At 41.2% G+C, this 19,096-nt stretch carries 23 protein-coding genes and 1 pseudogene; 19 read left to right on the top strand and 5 right to left on the bottom strand.

The window, feature by feature from the left end; translation table 11 throughout:
• Nucleotides 1–9: 9 nt before the first annotated feature.
• The 4 genes from CQA40_RS06925 to CQA40_RS06910 form a co-directional block, all read right to left on the bottom strand.
• Entirely contained in the window at nucleotides 10–972 is a 963-nt protein-coding gene (locus CQA40_RS06925; protein WP_115520166.1) for a lipid A biosynthesis lauroyl acyltransferase, read from the bottom strand.
• A gap of 13 nt (nucleotides 973–985) precedes the next feature.
• A complete protein-coding gene (locus CQA40_RS06920) occupies nucleotides 986–2,452 on the bottom strand; it encodes a Ppx/GppA phosphatase family protein (protein ID WP_115520184.1) in 1,467 nt (488 codons plus the stop codon).
• A gap of 50 nt (nucleotides 2,453–2,502) precedes the next feature.
• On the bottom strand, nucleotides 2,503–2,754 hold the full coding sequence (locus CQA40_RS06915; RefSeq protein WP_023928346.1) for a YfhL family 4Fe-4S dicluster ferredoxin: 252 nt from the start codon (nucleotides 2,752–2,754) through the stop codon (nucleotides 2,503–2,505).
• 359 nt (nucleotides 2,755–3,113) lie between these two features.
• Nucleotides 3,114–3,713, bottom strand: a complete 600-nt coding sequence (locus CQA40_RS06910; protein ID WP_115520165.1) for a hypothetical protein — start codon at nucleotides 3,711–3,713, stop codon at nucleotides 3,114–3,116.
• A gap of 257 nt (nucleotides 3,714–3,970) precedes the next feature.
• Here CQA40_RS06910 and ndk point away from each other — a divergent pair, with 257 nt between their 5' ends.
• The 11 genes from ndk (at nucleotide 3,971) to sppA (ending at nucleotide 12,430) form a co-directional block, all read left to right on the top strand.
• Nucleotides 3,971–4,384 carry a nucleoside-diphosphate kinase gene (gene ndk / locus CQA40_RS06905; protein ID WP_023928343.1) on the top strand — a complete coding sequence of 138 codons (414 nt, stop codon included), beginning with the start codon at nucleotides 3,971–3,973 and terminating at the stop codon, nucleotides 4,382–4,384.
• 164 nt (nucleotides 4,385–4,548) lie between these two features.
• On the top strand, nucleotides 4,549–4,923 hold the full coding sequence (locus CQA40_RS06900; protein ID WP_115520164.1) for a hypothetical protein: 375 nt from the start codon (nucleotides 4,549–4,551) through the stop codon (nucleotides 4,921–4,923).
• A gap of 1 nt (nucleotide 4,924) precedes the next feature.
• A complete protein-coding gene (rpmF, locus tag CQA40_RS06895; RefSeq protein ID WP_023928340.1) occupies nucleotides 4,925–5,077 on the top strand; it encodes a 50S ribosomal protein L32 in 153 nt (50 codons plus the stop codon).
• A gap of 264 nt (nucleotides 5,078–5,341) precedes the next feature.
• Nucleotides 5,342–6,331 carry a phosphate acyltransferase PlsX gene (plsX, locus tag CQA40_RS06890; protein WP_115520163.1) on the top strand — a complete coding sequence of 330 codons (990 nt, stop codon included), beginning with the start codon at nucleotides 5,342–5,344 and terminating at the stop codon, nucleotides 6,329–6,331.
• A gap of 59 nt (nucleotides 6,332–6,390) precedes the next feature.
• Nucleotides 6,391–7,404: a beta-ketoacyl-ACP synthase III gene (locus CQA40_RS06885; protein ID WP_115520162.1), complete on the top strand. Its 1,014-nt coding sequence runs from the start codon at nucleotides 6,391–6,393 to the stop codon at nucleotides 7,402–7,404.
• Between the two features lie 292 nt (nucleotides 7,405–7,696).
• Nucleotides 7,697–8,221, top strand: a complete 525-nt coding sequence (locus CQA40_RS06880; RefSeq protein ID WP_181882871.1) for a copper chaperone PCu(A)C — start codon at nucleotides 7,697–7,699, stop codon at nucleotides 8,219–8,221.
• Between the two features lie 102 nt (nucleotides 8,222–8,323).
• On the top strand, nucleotides 8,324–8,932 hold the full coding sequence (locus CQA40_RS06875) for a hypothetical protein (protein WP_023928335.1): 609 nt from the start codon (nucleotides 8,324–8,326) through the stop codon (nucleotides 8,930–8,932).
• A gap of 16 nt (nucleotides 8,933–8,948) precedes the next feature.
• Nucleotides 8,949–9,542: an SCO family protein gene (locus CQA40_RS06870; RefSeq protein ID WP_115520160.1), complete on the top strand. Its 594-nt coding sequence runs from the start codon at nucleotides 8,949–8,951 to the stop codon at nucleotides 9,540–9,542.
• A gap of 6 nt (nucleotides 9,543–9,548) precedes the next feature.
• Entirely contained in the window at nucleotides 9,549–10,580 is a 1,032-nt protein-coding gene (locus tag CQA40_RS06865) for a thioredoxin fold domain-containing protein (RefSeq protein WP_115520159.1), read from the top strand.
• 20 nt (nucleotides 10,581–10,600) lie between these two features.
• A complete protein-coding gene (locus CQA40_RS06860; protein ID WP_408941417.1) occupies nucleotides 10,601–11,392 on the top strand; it encodes a pyridoxine 5'-phosphate synthase in 792 nt (263 codons plus the stop codon).
• A gap of 135 nt (nucleotides 11,393–11,527) precedes the next feature.
• Nucleotides 11,528–12,430: a signal peptide peptidase SppA gene (gene sppA, locus CQA40_RS06855; RefSeq protein WP_115520158.1), complete on the top strand. Its 903-nt coding sequence runs from the start codon at nucleotides 11,528–11,530 to the stop codon at nucleotides 12,428–12,430.
• Between the two features lie 63 nt (nucleotides 12,431–12,493).
• Here the strand turns inward: sppA and CQA40_RS06850 are convergent, their stop codons facing one another.
• Complete coding sequence (locus CQA40_RS06850) at nucleotides 12,494–12,970, bottom strand: hypothetical protein (protein ID WP_115520157.1); 477 nt, start codon at nucleotides 12,968–12,970, stop codon at nucleotides 12,494–12,496.
• Between the two features lie 323 nt (nucleotides 12,971–13,293).
• Here CQA40_RS06850 and CQA40_RS06845 point away from each other — a divergent pair, with 323 nt between their 5' ends.
• The 8 genes and pseudogenes from CQA40_RS06845 to metA all read left to right on the top strand — a co-directional run bounded on the left by CQA40_RS06845 (nucleotide 13,294) and on the right by metA (nucleotide 18,829).
• Nucleotides 13,294–13,671 carry a hypothetical protein gene (locus tag CQA40_RS06845; protein WP_115520156.1) on the top strand — a complete coding sequence of 126 codons (378 nt, stop codon included), beginning with the start codon at nucleotides 13,294–13,296 and terminating at the stop codon, nucleotides 13,669–13,671.
• A gap of 95 nt (nucleotides 13,672–13,766) precedes the next feature.
• The gene (locus CQA40_RS06840; protein WP_115520155.1) at nucleotides 13,767–14,033 is read left to right on the top strand and encodes a hypothetical protein; all 267 of its coding nucleotides are present in this window, start codon (nucleotides 13,767–13,769) and stop codon (nucleotides 14,031–14,033) included.
• Nucleotides 14,033–14,293: a type II toxin-antitoxin system RelE/ParE family toxin gene (locus tag CQA40_RS06835; protein ID WP_115520154.1), complete on the top strand. Its 261-nt coding sequence runs from the start codon at nucleotides 14,033–14,035 to the stop codon at nucleotides 14,291–14,293. The genes CQA40_RS06840 and CQA40_RS06835 overlap by 1 nt, the downstream gene beginning before the upstream one ends.
• 633 nt (nucleotides 14,294–14,926) lie before the next feature.
• Nucleotides 14,927–15,586: pseudogene (gene purU / locus CQA40_RS06830) on the top strand (formyltetrahydrofolate deformylase); the annotation flags it as partial.
• 290 nt (nucleotides 15,587–15,876) lie between these two features.
• Nucleotides 15,877–17,166 carry an O-acetylhomoserine aminocarboxypropyltransferase/cysteine synthase family protein gene (locus CQA40_RS06825; RefSeq protein WP_023928324.1) on the top strand — a complete coding sequence of 430 codons (1,290 nt, stop codon included), beginning with the start codon at nucleotides 15,877–15,879 and terminating at the stop codon, nucleotides 17,164–17,166.
• A gap of 150 nt (nucleotides 17,167–17,316) precedes the next feature.
• Nucleotides 17,317–17,637, top strand: coding sequence for a type II toxin-antitoxin system RelB/DinJ family antitoxin (locus CQA40_RS06820; RefSeq protein ID WP_115520153.1), 321 nt, complete (start codon nucleotides 17,317–17,319; stop codon nucleotides 17,635–17,637).
• Between the two features lie 3 nt (nucleotides 17,638–17,640).
• The gene (locus tag CQA40_RS06815; RefSeq protein ID WP_115520152.1) at nucleotides 17,641–17,907 is read left to right on the top strand and encodes a type II toxin-antitoxin system YafQ family toxin; all 267 of its coding nucleotides are present in this window, start codon (nucleotides 17,641–17,643) and stop codon (nucleotides 17,905–17,907) included.
• A 22-nt stretch (nucleotides 17,908–17,929) separates the two neighbouring features.
• The gene (metA, locus tag CQA40_RS06810) at nucleotides 17,930–18,829 is read left to right on the top strand and encodes a homoserine O-succinyltransferase (protein ID WP_115520151.1); all 900 of its coding nucleotides are present in this window, start codon (nucleotides 17,930–17,932) and stop codon (nucleotides 18,827–18,829) included.
• Nucleotides 18,830–19,096: the final 267 nt, after the last annotated feature.

Genomic DNA, 19,096 nt, shown 5'->3' with positions numbered 1-19,096 from the left:
CCTAAAAATCTAATACAAATCTGTATAAAACTCTTTCCAACGCCTATGAAACCAAAACCAGCTTTTTGGGTTTGTCTGTATAGCGTGCGCTGTGATATTGGCTTGGGCTTGGGTGGCTTGGAGTATATCCGCACTAGAGTCTTGTGTGTGTGGCGCAAAGATAGCAGGAAAAAACCGCACAACAAACTTTGAATAGCTCTCATCAAAATCGATAAACACAGGCACGATACCCACACCAAACCTACGAGATAAAATCGAAGCAATAGGCGTGTGTGTGGCTTTTTTGCCCATAAATTCTACCTCTATGCCCTCGCTTTTGTTCATACTTTGGTCTGTGAGTATCCCAGCGAGTGCATTTCCTCCACTATATAGTCGTAGTAAATGCTTAAACGCTCCTGCTTTGTTTATAAACTTCACGCCTTGAAACTCACGCCTAGAGATGATTAAGCTATCCACAGAATCAATCCCTGTAAGTCGCCCTAGACTTGCCATCTGACACTTGCGATAGCGAGGTGGCAAAAATGTCGCCATAGCTTCCCAATACCCAAAATGCCCAGAAATAAGCACCGCACTACCTTTAGAATCTAGGCATTCTAGTAAATAATGCTCATCAATGACTTCAAATCGCTTTTGGTGCTTATGGTAAGGTATATTGGTTACACGGATAGATTCTAGGATTACAAAGGCAAAGTTTTGATAGCATCGCTTGATGATTTCTTTTTTTTGCTCAGGCGTGAGAGTGTCGCCATAGATAAAGTCTAGGTTTGTTTTGGCATCGTTGTAGCGGTTTTTGTTATCTAGTTGATACATAAGTAGTCCTAGAGATTTGACAAATACCAAAAACACACAATGAGGCACAATAGCTAATACCCACCCAAAAAAACTCACAAAGCCAGATAAAAACCTGCCACTTGAGTAAGTGGCTAGCTTTTTTAGCTTGGGAGTTATAGTGTCTTTGCGGTGTTGTGCCATTTGGTATAAAATCCTAGTTTGTTATAAATTCTACTGATAGCTTTGCGGGTGGGATAAGCCTAGATATGTCCTCTCTTGCAAGATATAGCGCGGATTTGCAGTGGATTTGTAGTGATTCTCTTGCATAAGTGTAGGCTAGCTTTTCTTCCCCTGTGGCACACAGCGTATGAGCAAGTGATAGCACGAAGCTAAGCCATTGCAATGACTCTAGTGGTGGCATAATCTCACTGATATGTGCTATGGTAGAATCTTTGGGAATCTGCTTACCCAAATGCTGAACTAGCAGACATATCACAGCTCTTTGGGTATGAGAAAATCCATAATCAAGCCCATTTAGCAAGATATATGCTCCGAGCTCGGATTTGCCATAGAAATTTAGAAAACTACCAATATCACAAAGCTGTGAAGCGACATTTAAGTAGGCTTTATACTCATCTCCTAGCTTATGGAGTGGTGCTAGAGTGTCAAAAATCGCTAAGGCTTGCTTGGTGTGGTTTTTTGCTACTTTTTGGTTGATACCAAACCTATCTTTTAGCGCAATAAGAGATGGCAAAATGCCATTTGGGAATCGGTGCTTTTGCGTGCGAAGCATATCACTAAGGAAAACCCCCTCACGCACACCCACACCGCTAGCGGTAATGTTTTTTGCCCCAAAGTGAGCCAAAAGCATAGAAAAAATAAGTGCGCCACTTCTAATATTGTCTTTTCTATCAAGCGGGACACCTAGCCCCTCCAAATCTTCCTCTTTTGCCTTGTAGATACTATGTATGAGAGGTCGCATTTTGCTTACTTCTACTTCATAGCCGTGAATAGTTTTTATAGGGTATTTTGCCTGCCTGCTTATCATTTTGGCTATCGCCCGAATCGTCCCACCAATCCCAAATACATTCTCACACACAAAATGTGGTGGGAGTTTGGCTAACTCTTCTAAGATAAATTCCTTAGCAGAATCAATATTTTTATGATGGTCAAAAAACAGCTCTTTTAGTCGAATCGTGCCAAGTTTTAGGGAGATTAAATCCTTTAGAGTGCCGTTTTCTATGATAGCGCATTCTGTGCTACCACCACCTATGTCTATGGTGATACCTGTTTTGTTGTGGGAGAGATTGGCGCAAGCTAGCCCACCATACCACGCTTCTTTTTCCCCGTCAATGACTTTTATGTCTATGCCACTTTGCTTCCTAGCTCGGAGCAAAAACTCCGCTCTATTTGGTGCGTCTCGTATCGCAGAAGTCGCCACACAAAAAAGTTTATTTGCCTTGTATTGCTTGGCTATTGCCCTAAATTCTTTTAGAGCTGATATTGCTCGCTGCATTGGGATTTCTTGCAATGCTCCGTTGTTCTCATAGCACCCTTGCGAAATCCTAACTCGCGATTTACATTCATAAATAAGGCGAAATCCATAGCGACTTGTTTTTTCATAAATCGCCATTCTAGCGGAGTTTGAGCCGATGTCAATGACTGCAGTTACTTTTGCCATTTGTTGCCCCTTAGCTTGGTTTGCAAGAAATATGGGCAACATTATATCTCTTATTCTTTATTTTTTAGTTGTTCGTATTTGTATTTTAGCTCTTCCAAACTTTCAGCATTATCAGGGTCTGGCATAATCGCATCTTTTGGGCAAGCACTCACACAGCTTGGCTCATCATAATACCCAACACATTCCGTGCAACAATCAGGGTCTATGCGGTAGATTGGCTCGCCCTCAATGATAGCTTCATTTGGGCATTCTTCTAAGCACGCATCGCAAGCTATACACTCATCATTTATCATCAAACTCATTGTTACACTCCTTTTAGTATGGTGGATTTTGTGGGCTTGGCAAGGCTAGCAAGCACAAATCAAGCAAAAATCAAATGGTGCTTTTTAACCAAAATATTCTTAAAATAAGTTGAAATTTGATAAAAACCTTAGAATCTAAGCTAAATATTTTGCAAAATTAACACAATATTGGCAAATAAATTTGCAAAACAAAATTGAAATTTTTTGTGTGTATTTTATCTTTGGGGGATTTTGAGTTTTATAAAAAACACTAAAACTTACAAATGCCAAAATCAGCTGTCTATGTTTGCCATATTTGTGGTTATTTGCGCTAGATTGGTGTCGCTATTGCGCTACACTATGCTACACCTTATGCTACATTACTGCGGTTGGGAATTTAGCTTTAGGTATTGGTAGCGGAGCTTTTCGCGCTCATTTTGAAGTCGTTTGTTTTCTTCTTGGAGTAAGTCTCTTTGTGTTTGGAGTTTGTTTATATCACGGCTTGTGTAGTATATCGTGCTACTTAGCCAAACCTTTGGCATACACACGAGCAAAAACAGCGAAAGCCCGATATATGCGTAGATAAGATAGCGCACATTTAGTCCCTCATCTTTTTGCTCTAGCTCTAGGGCAAATATCTCATCTCGCTCGTGTGGGTCGATTCTCATTTGAATTGATTGCTCGCTTGTGGTGATTTCGCGCACGCTGATTTTGCTTGGCTGATTTGGTTTGATTCTATGCGGGGCGTTCATTGTGGTATTTATAGAGCGTGGGGCTAAAGCAGAATCAAGCGCGGATAACGACAAATCAACACTAGATTTTTCACTAGATTTTGTGCTAGAGTTTGGAAAGTCTGCATACTCTATGTGAGATTCTATATGCTCTTTTTTTTGGGATTCTAAAGGGTGTGTATTTTGGGCATTTGTGGGCGTGCTTGCAGTGGTTTTGGGGGTTGATTGATTATCTTGTGAGTATTGCATTTGCTTTAGCCCTTAAGCGATTTTTGGCTTTTTTGGATTTTGGCTTTGTTTGACAAAACATTGGCGAAATATAGCGTTTGGCAAAATCTAGCACTGCTTAGAATCTCGCACATTTTGTGGTGCTAAATCCACGACATACAAAATCGGCATTATATCAAAGTTTGATTTTATCTAATGAGGTTTTTTGAAGTTTAATTTTTTATTATTATTTAAGCATAAGCGCATTATAATCACAAATTACTTTTTTAGGAGACTTTATGGAGCAAACTTTATCAATCATCAAGCCAGATGCCGTAGAAAAGGGTGTGATAGGCAAGATAGTGCAGAGATTTGAGGACAATGGATTGCGCATAGCGGCGATGAAAAAACTTTGCTTGAGCGTAAGCGATGCGCAAGGGTTTTATGCTGTGCATAAAGAACGCCCGTTTTTTAAGGATTTGGTGGAGTTTATGGTAAGTGGTCCTGTGGTGGTAATGGTGCTAGAGGGACAAAATGCCGTAGCCAAAAATAGAGAACTTATGGGTGCGACAAATCCAAAAGAAGCAGCAAAAGGAACGATTCGTGCGGATTTTGCAGAGAGTATTGATGCAAATGCGGTGCACGGAAGCGATAGCCTAGAAAACGCCAAAATCGAAATTGCGTTTTTCTTTAGCACACGCGAAATTTGCTAGGCTTTGTGGCTTTTGTCATTTTCTACTCAAAGCAGATTCTAGGGTTTTGTTTGAAGCCTATCCTAGAATGCTTCGCTTAGACTGCGTTTGTTGTGAAGATTTTTGAGTAGGGGCTTCTTTTTACAAATGCTGATTTTGCCAATTTTGCAAACACCAAAATCTAAATGAAAATCCAAGCACGCAAAATCTCCTCCACACCGAAATCTTTTAGCCTAGAAAAAAACATACAAGGAGACATAGTAAAGCTAAGTGGAAAGATACAAGAAGCAAGGGGGCAAGGACAAAAAGGGCTATTTCTTTTGGAGGGCAGGCTAAGTGGAGAAATCACGCTAGTTTGCGACATAAGCGGTGAGGAATACCAAAAAACGCTAGATGAAGAGTTGGTTTTGTATATTTCAGATGGAATCTGGGATGCACAAAGCCAAAGCTTAGAGACATTTGATGTTATTGAGTTTTTTGATGGCTTTATTGACTTAGATTTTATCTTGCAAAGTGAAATCGAGTCAATCAAACTAGACTATCATCACAAAGGAGAATAAAATGGCAGTCCCAAAGCGAAGAGTAAGCAAGACACGAGCAGCAAAGCGCAGGACACACTACAAAATCACTCTTGCAAAACCTATCAAAGACAAAGACGGAAGCTGGAAGCTACCTCATCGTGTAAATAAATTTAGTGGTAAATACAAAGGCTAATTTTTTAGCCAATATTTATTTTAGCGTTAGAATTTAGGATTTTGTCGTTTTTGGTGGTGTGAGATTTGGTGTTTTAGATTTTGATTTGGCAGTGTCATTTGTGTCGCATATTATGATGTCGCCCACAAGTAGATTTTTTTGCACAAAAAATCTAAAAACAAAATCTAAATATTAAGTAGCAAAAACTTAAAATACTTAAAATCAACCACTTATCTTAATTAAGTCTGTTTTTACTTCATTTATACGAATTTTTAAGGAGATTGTATGCTAAGAGTAGCTGTTGATGTTATGGGGGCGGACAAAGGTGTAGCCCCTATCGTTCTTGGTGCGCTAGAAGCATTGAAAAAGCGTGAGTTTGAAGCGATATTAGTCGGCGATGAAAGCCAAATCTCCCCCCTCATCTCAAATCTACCTCAAAATCTCAAATCTCGTCTTAGTGTGCGCAACTGCTCTGATTATATTCGTATGGAAGATGGAGCGACAGAAGCACTAAAGCGCAAGGATTCCTCTATATATGTCGCTACCGAGATTGTCAAAAATGGTGAAGCAGACGCACTTGTGTCGCCCGGACATAGTGGGGCGACTATGAGCCTAGCCACGATGAGAATCGGCAGAATCAAAGGCATTTCTCGTCCTGCTATTTGCACGCTTATGCCTACCACTACGGCTAAACCAAGTATGATTTTGGACGCTGGGGCAAATACTGATTGCAAAAGCGAATACTTGGTAGAATTTGCCATAATGGGCAATGAATACGCTACTTCTGTGATGGGCTATGAAAATGTCCGTGTAGGATTGCTAGCAAATGGCGAGGAAGAATCCAAAGGCAACGAACTCACAAAAGAGGCTTTCAAACTTTTGAAAGAGTATCCATTTTTCATCGGCAATGTAGAGAGTGGCGATATTTTTAATGGCAGCACTGATGTCATTGTTTGCGATGGATTTAGCGGAAATCTAGTGCTAAAAGCAGCAGAGGGCGTAGCAAGTGCGGTAAGCAAAATCCTAAAAGATGACATAAAATCCTCTCCTATAAAAATACTAGGGGGAATCCTACTAAAAGGCTCTTTTGCAAATCTAAAGAAAAAAATGGACTATGCAGAATACGGCGGTGCACCACTGCTAGGAGTAAATAAAGTCGTAATCATAAGCCACGGCAAAAGCAATGAGCGAGCCATAGAATGCGCAGTATATCAAGCACTAAGAGCACTAGAATCAAAAGTATGCGAGCGCATAGAAAAAGCATTTGCAAAGTAGATTCTAAGCGCAAATAAAACATAAAATTTTCTAAAACTCCACCTAGTAAAAGGACAAAAATGTATTACGCCTCCCTGCGCTCTATTGCTTCATTTACGCCATCTAGGTGTGTGCCAAATAGCGAATTTGAAAAAACGCTAGATACAAGCGATGAGTGGATTACCAAGCGCACAGGGATAAAGACACGCTACTTTGCGCTAGACTCGCAGGGAAGTAGTGATTTGGGTGTAGAAGCAGCTAGGCTTGCCATAAAGCGCGCAAACCTAGAACCTAGCGATATTGATTTGGTAATTTGCGCGACTTTGAGCCCAGATTTTGCTGCTATGCCAAGCAACGCTTGCCTAATCAGCGCGAAACTAGGCATACAAAATATCCCAGCATTTGACATAAGTGCGGCTTGCACGGGGTTTATCTACCTGCTAAAAATCGCTAAGAGTTTTATAGAATCAGGCGCATATCAAAATATCCTAATCATCGGTGCAGAGAAAGTAAGCTCGGTGCTAGATTTTAGCGATAGAGGGACTTGCGTGCTATTTGGCGATGGTGCGGGAGCAGCTATCATCTCACGCACGAAAGACAAAACAGAATCTATCCTAGATGTCCATATCAGCGCAAATGGCAAGTATGCTGATTTGCTAATGACACCACAAAAGGCAGACAAAGCCCCTAGCAAAAGTAATAGCGATACAAACCACGACATACACTACAACGGCAAGCTACAAATGAAAGGCAATGAAGTGTTTAAATACGCCGTGCGCACGCTTATCACCGATGTGGAGCATATTTTGAGCAAAAATGCTATTTCGCCAAAAGACATAACACACTTTATCCCTCACCAAGCAAACTTGCGTATCATCAATGCAGTGGGTGAGCAACTCGCACTAAGAGAAAGCCAAATCGTGCTAACCGTGCAAAAATACGGCAACACTTCTGCGGCAAGTATCCCAATGGCAATCGATGAAATCTATCGCAAGCATAGACTAAAAAAGGGGGATTTGTTGTTGTTAGACGCGTTTGGTGGTGGGTTTACTTGGGGCTCTGCACTTTTGCACTTTGGTGGCGAATGCTTGTGATGATATTTGCAGATATGATTTAGAATTGCCATAAAATACTTAAAAGATTCTCACACAAAAACTTACAAAAACTTTTTAACCGCGTTTTAATTGCATTTGCAAACTTTCTTAAAATCTTTTATCTTTTTTACACACCTAGTTTTTATCTAGTTTTGGATTTTGTGCCTTTTTGTAATTTTTCACATTTTTTACGCTTTTGTGCTTTTTGGAAAACGCCGATAAATCCTGCCACAAAGATATGGAAAGATTTTTGCTTAAATTGCCTCATAAACATTTTAAAGGAGTTTTATTTATGAAAAAATTTGCACTAAGCTTTTTGATAGGCTTTTTTCTTATCCACAGCTTCGCTCAAAGCGCGACAAAGACTGCTCCAAAAAACCCTATAAAAGCCACGCTTTATGTGGTAGAGAGTATCGCAGATAGCAAGGTAAGTGCTAGCTTTGGGGTAGTAGAAAATCTAAGCGATGAAATCATCACACTAAATGCGGCCTTTAGCGATATAAGCAATGCCACCGAGCTACACCAGAGCATAAAAAAAGCCGATGGGACTTCGCAAATGCAAAAGGTGGATTCCTTGCAAATCCCACCAAAGTCAAGCCTGCAACTAAAGCCAAATAGTTTTCACATAATGTTTATAGGGCTACGAACTCCGCTAAAAGCGGGAGAAAGCACGCAGCTCACACTCTCCACAGACAAATTCAACACCACACTACAAGTCCCAATCATCACTAGAAAAGACCTTGATAAGCACTTGCAAAATCTTGGGATTACTGATTTGGCTGATTCTCACTCGCAAGAGCATTCACACCACCACTAAAGTTATCAAGCTAGCACACGCAAAATTAACTTTAATTAACCAAAAGGGTTTAAGATTTTATACAAGTAGAGGAATTGCTTAAGAATCTTTAAGGAATGCTTAATGAGTAATAACAACAAGTTTGCTATCTTTGCGGGTATTATGATTGTGTGCGGGATTATCGTGTTTGCACTTCAAAACAGCTCCTTTACTACCACCACAGAATCCATAGCTCATTCAATCACAAGCGTAAGCCAACGCCTAAAAAACAACCCAAAAGCCTCCCAAGCAGCAGAGGAAGAAGATGACAAGCCCAAAAGAAATTGTCTGTTAAATCGCCGTGTGTGTGATTTGAAACTAGCAGGCGATAGCCCACAAGCTCGCAGAACTCGCGCAAAAGAAGCGCGAAAATCTGGCTCCACAGAAGTGGTTATGCCAAATAGCGACCCCATAGAAATCACAGTAGAGATGATACCAAAAAGTGTCCGCGCCCTAAAAAACACAACCTTTCGTGTAGAGGGGGCGGATTTTCGTGCGCTAGAGGGGAGGCTAGTGGGTGTAAATATGGATATGGGCACGACTATCATCACTTTTAAAAAGACGGGGGAAAATCGATATGATGGCAAGTTTATCCCATCAGTGTGTATAGAGGAAGTGATGCAATATAGCCTAAAACTCTATGATGAGGGGCAGGATTTGGGCTTTGCAGTGGATTTTGATATTTATCGATAAGGTTTAAGGAGTAAGTATGGCAGAGACTATCAAACCCCCCAAATCTAACCCAAACTCGGGTATATTTCGCGCTTTGGGGATTTTGCTTAGTATTGCGTTTTTGGGTGCGCTTGCTTATTGGAGTGTGCAAAAAAGTCATTCTTATGACTTCAAAGGCGCGAAAAGTATGCAGGGTGTGGTGGATATGGCAAATTTTGAGGGGAAGTATAAGATTGTGTATTTTGGATTTTTATCCTGCCCAGATGTATGCCCCACGACTTTGCAGCTTCTAGCAGATGCACTAGAAAATCTGCAAGATTCTAGCGAGATTGTCTTGCTTTTTGTCTCGCTTGACCCAAAGCGCGATAGTTTGAGCGCAATAGATAGCTATGCTAAGCATTTCTATGCTCGCTCGTATGGACTGATTTTTGAGGAGGAGGACTTAGAAGCGATAAAAAAGACTTATGGCGTTCACTCTCGCAAAATCGAGCAAAAAGATTCCGCACTAGAATACACCATAGAGCATAGCTCGGTTGTGTATTTGTTTGACAAAAAAGGCAGGCTAATTGAGGAAGTGCGCAATCTCGCTGAAATAGAAAACTCGCTAAAAAACCTTATCTCACGCCACTAGCTAGCAATGCCAAAAAATATTATATGCCAATATAGGATTCTAGGTGGTGCGCGAAATAGGCGATATAGAGGCAAGAAATATAGCAGATTTTCTAGGATTTTTTGCTTTTTTGTTATGCTTGCTTCAAGGGGTAGTCATAGAGATGAGCACATAGCGATTTTTATGATATTTTTTTTGCTAATGCCTTTGCTTGCTTTGTGTGGTTGCCAAAATACCCAAGATAGCAAAAATACTCAAGGCTACCAAGCGCATAATGCAGACTACGAATCTAGCATAGATTCTAGCTTGCAATCTAGCACACAATCCAAATTAGATTTTGCTTATTTTAGCGACTTTGCACAAGAATTTGATAAGCAGATTTTTGACAAGAAAGATTTTGACAAAAGAGATTTTGATAGACAGGATTTTGAGTTTTTTGATAAGCAAAATTTCACTAGATTAGATTCTAGCGACAAAGGCAAATCAGGGCTTGATGATTTGTCTATCAATGATTTGCTTGGTGGTTTATCTAGTGGCAATCAAGTCTTTTTGCAAGATTTGACAATACCAGCCAAAGATAGCACCTCATCTACACGCAAACCTATCTTGCTTTTTTTTGGCTCGCCTTTTTGCACTCCTTGCAAGCATATTATCCAAAACATTGCAGAATCTAAAACCCTGCAAGAAATGCTAAAATCCCGCTACCAAGCCTACTTTATCAATATTTTATCCAAAGAATCCTTGCAGATAAATCTCCCCTCTCTCATCAAAAAAACACAGCAAAAAACTACTCAAAAATCCGCGCAAAAAATCACACCCCAAAGCTCAGCAGAGTTTCTCATCACAAAAAAGTCCCTAGCACACACGCTAAATATCCGCGCTACGCCCACGCTTTTGTTTTTGGATAATAGCGGGGAGGAGATTTTCCGCTTTGTAGGGGGGCTTAGCAAAGAGCATTTACTTATTGCGCTAGATTTTTTGAAATCCCCACCCACTAGCAACAATCAACAACAAATTGCGCTAGAATTACACAAACGATTTCTAGCACAAAACAAATAACCATACACAAAGGAGAATCTATGGCAAAAAAAATCGCGCTTGGGCTAAACATAGACCACATAGCCACCTTGCGAGAAGCCCGCAAAATCAACTACCCAGACCCTCTAGAAGCGGTGTTTATCGCCAAAAATTGTGGCGTAGAGCAAATCACTTTGCACTTGCGTGAAGACCGCAGGCATATCCAAGATGATGATGTCGAGCGAGTAGTCGCTAGCTCAAATATCCCTGTAAATGTCGAATGCTCTTGTGATGAGCAGATTGTAGATATTTTGTGCGAGCTAAAGCCATACAAAGTAACGCTTGTGCCAGAGCATAGAGAGGAGCTGACCACAGAGGGCGGGCTAAATATGCGCTCAAAGAAAATAAAAGAAATCATTGAGGAGTTTAACGCACGCAAGATTTATATAGCTACTTTTATAGACCCCGAGCTAGAAGCCATAGAGCTATCCAAGCAATACGGCGCATCGGGTATCGAGCTACACACGGGCAACTACTCCAATATCTATCAAGCTCTCTACTCAAACATAGAGCGCACGCACAACGCCATAAACTACCTTACACTAACCCACGAGGAACTACACGAAAAGCTACAAGATTCTATCCATTCTCTTAGCTCTTGTGCCAAAATCGCAAATGAGCTTGGGCTTGGCGTGTTTGCAGGGCACGGACTAAACTACCAAAATGTGAGAAATATCGTAGAAAATGTCCCTTACCTAAGTGAGCTAAATATCGGGCATAGTATCATCTCTCGCGCTGTAATCGTAGGGCTAGAGAGAGCTATCAAGGATATGCAATCTTTGCTTTATGTTTGAAGCGTGGGTTTTGGGCTTTTTAAGAGTGCTTACTTGAGCTTTTTTGCGCTTTTTGTGGAGTGAATGTTTTTAATCACTAAGTGCTTTTATCACGCAGAATCGTGGAATATAGATTTTATGTTTAAGGAGTGCTAAATGGGCATTTTTTCTAAATTTTTTGGCAAGTTTTTTGGTGGGATTTTTCGAGGTGTGGTAGGTGTGCTAGATTTTATCACTAAATATTTTAAAGCCCTAGTTTTTGTGTTTATCGTGCTGCTGATTTTGGGGGCAAGTAGCGAGCCAGCCCAAATCCCAAATCTTGCCAAAATCCACCTAAAAGGTGCGATTTTGGATGCAAACTCTGTGCGCACGCAAATTGAAGAGATTAAAAAATATCCTAGCATAAAAGGTGTGCTGCTTGTCATAGACTCGCCCGGTGGCGCGGTGGGTGCGAGTGTAGAAATCGCAGACTTGATAAAAGAGCTCAATGCCAAGCTCCCCGTAGTCGCCCATGTGCAAGGCACTATGGCGAGCGGGGCGTATTATGCAGGTGCTTATGCGCACAAAATCTATGCAAATCGCGGAAGCCTAGTGGGTAGCATAGGCGTGATTTTCGCAGGGGGCAATATCGAGGAGTTGCTAGGCAAAATCGGCTACAAGCCTACCGTGCTAAAAGCAGGAGAGTATAAAGAAATCGGCACGGCATTTCGCGCGTGGAGCGAGAAAGAGAGGGAGTTCCTCCAAAACCTCATAAACGAGGAATACGACACTTTCGTAAGCGATATGATAGAAGCTAGAGGGCTAAAAAAGGAGGATTCTACCAAGTTTGCGGAGGGCAAGATATTTAGTGCCAAAAGTGCGCTAGAGCTGGGGCTCATAGACGCGCTAGGCTCGCAAAATGACGCCATCGAGGAGCTAAAAACCCTAAGCAAAGTCAAAGAGCTGCGGTGGCTAGAAAAAAACAAAATCGACTCATTTTTGGACAATCTCATAGAATCAAGCGCGAGCCTTTTTGTAGGAGTGATTTTTGGCACACTTGGGGGCTTTTCGCTTAGGTAGCTTGGGCAGTTGATTTGCCCACTTCAAATAGCAAACTCATCAAACCACAAGCAAAATGAGATTTTAAGAAACCTGCCCGCTACTTTTACCAAAAAAGTAGCACCACAAAACTACGGCACAAGCACTCATCGTAGCAAGGCTAAAAGCTACCCACAAAGTGTGCTGCTGCCACTGCGCTGCTAGGGAATCAAAAAAGTCCGCAGGGATATACGCGATAATATATGGCAAAGCTAAAAGCACGATAAACGCGGCAATAAAGCAGAGCAAAAAGCATTTTGTCGTCTTTGCTATATCGCTTCGGCTTTCTTGCTTAAGCCTATATGCGCTATGCACTCCTCCCAGCCCAAAAGCAAACGCCATAAACAAAGCTTTCTCCACAAGTAAATCTTTGTCCCTCTCGCCCCATTGCGTAAGATAGGCAATCTCAAAGCTACCCCCAATAAAAGAAAGCAAATATGGAAAAACAAGAAAAAACACAAAGGCAAAAGCAAATTGTGGAAAAAATGCTCTTGCAAACACTTCCACAGCTTGCTTGTTCATTTTTTCTCCTTTTTATTTTGAAACTATTTTAAAAACACCTCTTAAAAAGTGATGACACAGATACTATCACAATTTTCATAACTCTGTCAAGTAAAATGATTATATTTTTCATAATTTATTTTTAATGGACTAATGCGCAATTAAAAATCCTCACAATCTACAATCTTGCCAAATCCAAGATTTAAGATAAACCTGCTATAATGCTAGCTTTTATTAAGAGATTTTGCAAGAGATTGCTATTGTGGCAGATTCTAAAACGGGCGAGTGGAAGTTAAAATCCAAAGACGCAAAATTGTTTGATGATTTTTAGAAAAGGATACACGATGAAAAACCCAAACGATGATGCTATACGCCAAGATTTAGCGGAAAGTATTACAAAAATTTTCCAAGACAATATCAAAGATTTTGATATTGATTATGTTAGCAGTGGGATATTTGAGTATGGCGATGGCTTTGTGCTATTGTTAGCACCATTTGACAGCGAGGAAGCGGAACTAGCCACGAGCGAAATTAAGCGAGTTGCAAAGCAAAATAGCAAATCTATCATTCAAACAATAAAGCAAACCATACAAGAAAATGGCGAGGTTGTAGAGGTTGAGTTTGATTGTGAGGAAATTTTTATGGATAATTATGGCAAAGATGATATTGATTCACTAGATAGAATCGAAATTTCTTTACCCTTTAGGGCTTATGAGCAATAACGCGATTTTGGCTACTTTAGCTTTGATTGAAAAAGCGATTAGCAAAGTTTGCAAGGGCAATGTGCTATAATCACAAAAAATGCAAAGGAGTAACAATGACACTGCAAGTCCAAATCAGCGAGAAAAATAAAAGCGAGATTATGAGCGCGATACGACTACTGCGCGGTGTGCGCGAGGTAAGCGAATCGCATAAATCACGCGAATCCAAAAAAGTAAGCAAAGCACGAGATTTAGACAAATCTAAAGAGGAAAAACTCCCCATAGAAACCAAAGCCGACTACAAAGCGTGGAAAAAGGCGCGAAAAGAACTAGAGAGGGGGGAAACAATAAGTTTAGAAGAGCTAGAAAGGAAATATCTCTAATGTCCTATCGTGTGGAAACTAGCAAAGAGGTTGATAAATTCCTAGATAAGCATAAAGACATAGCCCCAAAGATATTGCAAAGCCTTAGGATAATCGCGCAAAATCCATTTGATAACGCGCTTGATATAAAAAAATTGCAAGGTGAGGAGCACAAATACCGCTTGCGAATCGGAAAATATCGCCTGCTGTATGAAATCATTGATGAGCAGATTTTGATTTATGCTTACAAAGCACAATCTCGCGGCGATGTGTATAAGTGATTTGGCTAGCAAACTTTTTTGCGCGTTTTTATGCGTTGCACTAGAATCTATGGAGTTCGCAAGGCTAGGGAGAAAGGGATAAAAAAAGCAAAGCAAAATCGCGCTTAAAAATTCATTACTTAAAGAGGGAAAATGCACTACACTCTACTAATCGCCACGCAAGATAGCGCGGGGCTAGTCTATAAAATCTCGCGCATACTCTATGAAGCGGGCGCAAATATCGAGCGGCAAGATGAGTATGTCGATAGGGAAAATGGGCTGTTTTTTATGCGCACGAGCTTTGTGGTGGGTAGCCAAAAAGCTAGTGAAAGTCCCACTCTAGAATCTAGAGCTGATTTGGAATGCCAAGTGCCAAATCTGGCGCAAAGCACAAATAAAAATCTAGCACAAAGCACAAAATCTAGCACAAAAACCCACCCCCTAACCCCCTCCGCAAGGGAGGGGGAAAGTGAAGAACGCGCACAAAACTACACCTCGCACACCTTACACACTATAAAATGGGAAAATAAAGAATCTGCCCAAAACTCACACACCGCGACAAAATCTAGCCAAAATCTAGCCACAGATTCTGACATTTCTACAAATAGTAAAAATCCCGCGCTAGATTCTCGCACGCAAGACCCGCTAGAAGCCACGCTAGAGTCCAAGCTCAAATCCGCCCTGCCAAATGGAGCAAAAATCTCTCTCAAAAAAGCGGGCAAAAAATCCCTCATAATCCTAGCCACCAAAGAAAATCACTGCTTAGGCGACTTGCTCTTGCGCCAAGAAAGTGGCGAGCTAAACGCAGATATAAAAGCTGTCATCGCTAATAGAGCCGAGCTAAAAAGCCTTGTAGAGCGATTTTCTATCCCGTTTTTTTGGGTGGATAGCGATGGCATTTCACGCGAGGAGCACGAGGGCAAGATAGGCGAGATTATTGAGCGGTTTTCCCCTGATTTGCTTGCTTTGGCGAAGTATATGCGGATTTTATCGAGTGATTTTACTTCGCGCTATGAGGGCAAAATCATAAACATTCATCACAGCTTTTTGCCCGCCTTTATCGGGGCGAACCCCTACAAGCAGGCTTTTGCGCGAGGGGTGAAAATCATCGGTGCGACCGCGCACTTTGTAACCAACGAGCTTGATGAGGGACCAATCATCGCCCAAGACATTATCCACATAAACCACACTTACAGCTGGCAGGATATGCAAAAAGCGGGGCGCGATGTCGAAAAAAGTGTATTCGCCCACGCGCTTGACTTGGTGCTACACGATAGGGTGTTTATCAACGGCAACAAAACGATTGTGTTTTAGATTGTGGATTGATTGTATTTGGGGGGTTTGGGGATTTTGAAGTGGATTTGTGGGTGATTTGTGAGGTTTGGCAAAGACAATTTTTGCAACACTTTATTATTTGGCACATTTTATATAGTTGTTAAGATTTTGGCAAAATTTTGCAAAAAAGTGCAAACACATATTGTGTTTGTTAATTTTTAATGCTATATTTCCATTTGTAAAACGCACAATTTTTCAAAACCAAAGTTTTTTATAAAACCAAAAGTCAAAAAATATTGTGCGAAATCAAAAACTAAAAGGAGCATACAATGCCAAATTTACCACATACGAACTACGCACCTGAAACGCTTGCTTTACACGCAGGCTACACTTATGATAGAGAGCGCACTTTGAGCGTGCCGATTTATCAAAGCACAGCTTATAGCTTTGAGAGTTTATCTCAAGCAGCTGCACGATTTGGCTTACAAGAGCTAGGCAATATCTACTCTCGCCTCACAAGCCCTACTTGCGATATTTTGGCACGCAGGCTTGCTGACATTGAGGGAGGTAGCTTTGGCACAGTGGCTTCTAGTGGAAGTGCCGCGCTTTTTTATACCTTTGCCAATCTAGCCCAAAATGGCGATAATATCATCTATGCAAACAAAATCTATGGTGGCACGCAAACTTTGCTAGTGCATACGCTAAAGCGATTTGGCATAGAAGCTAGATGCTTTGATGTCGATGATATAAGCACTTTAGAGCCACTTATAGATTCTAAGACAAAGGCGATATTTTTTGAGTCGCTATCAAATCCGCAGATTTCTATCCCTGATGTCGAGGGCATAGTCTCTATCGCTAGAAGCCACAAAATCGCTACGATTTGCGATAACACGGTAGGCACGCCATTTTTGTTTCGTGGATTTGAGTATGGCATAGATATTATTGTTTATAGCCTTACCAAATACATTAACGGTGCGGGAAGCGGACTAGGCGGAGCGATTATCGAGGGGCAGAGCCTTAGCCCACTGCTAAAGGACAATCCACGCTACCCAGCGTTTAATACCCCAGATGAGAGCTATCACGGGCTAGTCTACTCTAGCTTGCCTCTGCCCTTTTTTAGCATTCGTATCATCACAGAGTGGCTACGCAATATCGGTGCTACGCTTGCTCCGCAAGTGGCTTGGATACATTTGCAAGGTTTAGAAACTCTCCCTCTTAGAATCAAAAAGCATAGTGAAAACGCCCTAAAAGTCGCAAAATTTTTAGAATCACACAAAAAAATCAAAAAGGTAGACTGCCCTGCCCTGGAGTCAAATCCCTACCATTCACGCGTGAAAAAATACTTTAGAGATTCTCTCTCTAGCGGGCTTTTTAGCTTTGAAGCGCAAAGCTATGAGGAGGCTCTAAAGATTTGTGATAATCTCACGCTATTTTCTATCACGGCAAATATCGGCGATAGCAAATCGCTAATCATTCACCCAGCCTCGACTACGCACTCCCAGCTATCTCACGATGAGCTAAAATCCGCAGGAATCCACCCTGCCGATGTCCGCATAAGCGTAGGACTAGAAAATGCCGATGACTTAATCGCAGACCTAAAGCGAGCCATAGAGCTATAAAATACGCTTTTAACGCCTTTTTTGTGTGTTTTTGCGTTGCAAAGCTACTTCTCAATAGATTTACTTGCCAATTTTGTGCTACCAAAAATAGTGCGATGTATGGTATAATGCCTTATTTGTATTTCAAATCAAAGCAAAAAGGAGCTTGCAATGCAAACAACACAGACGATTCGACCCATTCAGCACCAAACCATAAATGTAACCTTTAGAATGGATAAGGACGATAAGGCGCGGTTTGAGAGTATCATAAACGATATGGGGCTAAATCTTAGCTCCGCGTTTAATGTCTTTGCCAAAGCCGTGATACGCGAAAATGCGATACCTTTTAAACTGCAAGGCGAGGGGAAGATTCCAAACGAAGAAACGCAAAAAGTGATAGAAAATGCACGAAAAGGGCAGAATTTGGAAAGTTTCACGCTAGAGCAACTAAAAGCCGAGTTTGAAGCACTAAAGGCGCAAAACAAGGCATAAGCGATGAATCTAAAACGCGAGAAAAAGTTTATAAACGACTTATCAAAGGCGAGGTTAAGCGATAGTGAATTTAACAAAATGATAGAATATTTTTCTTTGCTAGCTAATGATAAGCCACTGCCACCAAGCGCAAACGACCACGCATTAAGTGGTGAATACACCGATACGAGAGAGTTTCATATCGGTGGCGATAAGCTAGTGATTTATTTGATAAAAGATGATGAGATTCGCCTTTTACGAATCGGCACACACGCCCAACTTTTTAAGTAGCAATCATAAAGGAGATAGCACTATGCCAATCATTATTCCCAAAGACATTCCAGCATTTGGTGCGCTACAAAAGCGTGCTTTTGTGATGGATACTGCGCGAGCCAAGCACCAAGACATTCGCACGCTAGAAATCCTCATCATAAACCTTATGCCTACAAAGATTCAGACAGAAAATCAGCTTTTGTCCCTGCTTGCAAACTCCCCTTTGCAAATCAATATCACCCTCCTTACCACACAAAGCTATGTAGGCAAAAACACACCCAAAAGCCACCTAGATAAATTCTATGTGCATTTTGATTCTATCAAGCATAGGAGTTTTGATGGTGCGATTCTCACAGGTGCGCCTATCGAGCATTTGGAGTTTGAGGAGGTGGAGTATTGGAAAGAGTTAGTAGACATTATGGAGTATTTGCGCAAGCACTGCACTTCTACGCTATATCTTTGCTGGGGGGCTATGGCTGGGCTGTATCATTTCTATGGTATCCAAAAGCAAGCCCTAGATAAAAAGCTATTTGGGATTTTTAGCCACTCTATTAAGTGCTCTGATGTGCTATTTACAGGGCTTGGCGATAGTGTGAAAATGCCCCACTCTCGCCACTCTACTATGAATCCCGCCCATATCTATGCCCAGTGCAAATGCTCGCAGCTAAAGATTCTCCTAGAGGGCAAAAAAAGTGGCATAACCGCTCTAAAAGATAGCAAAGATATATTTGTGCTAGGACACCCCGAGTATGACGCAGATACGCTGCTAGCAGAATATGAGCGCGACAAGGCTAAAAAGCTACCAATAAAAAAGCCCAAAAACTACTTTGATAAGCAGGGCAAGCCAAAGTTCTCTTGGCGTGCGGATTCTAGCGTGATTTTTAGTAATTGGCTCAATTTTTGCGTGTATCAAGATACGCCTTTTGTTTTGCCAAAGTGAGTTTGAGTTTGTTTTGAAGTCTTTTTTTTTTTTTTTTTTTGGTAAAATGGCTTTTTGGTTCTTTATTTGCATTGAGCGCATTTATTGTTATATTTACGCGTTCATTTGTCATTGCGAGATTTTGCCAAAATCTAAAAGAACCCACCCCCAAACCCCCTCGTGCTAAGGGAGGGGGCTTAAGTGGTTTCTATTTGTCATATTGAGCTTTCGTAAGAAAGCGAAATATCTCTAAAAAATCGCAAAAAGAAAAAAGGCAACCCCCTCCCC

Source organism: Helicobacter sp. MIT 01-3238 (assembly GCF_003364135.1).
GTDB lineage: Bacteria > Campylobacterota > Campylobacteria > Campylobacterales > Helicobacteraceae > Helicobacter_B.
This window is presented reverse-complemented; position numbering and strand designations above follow the sequence as displayed.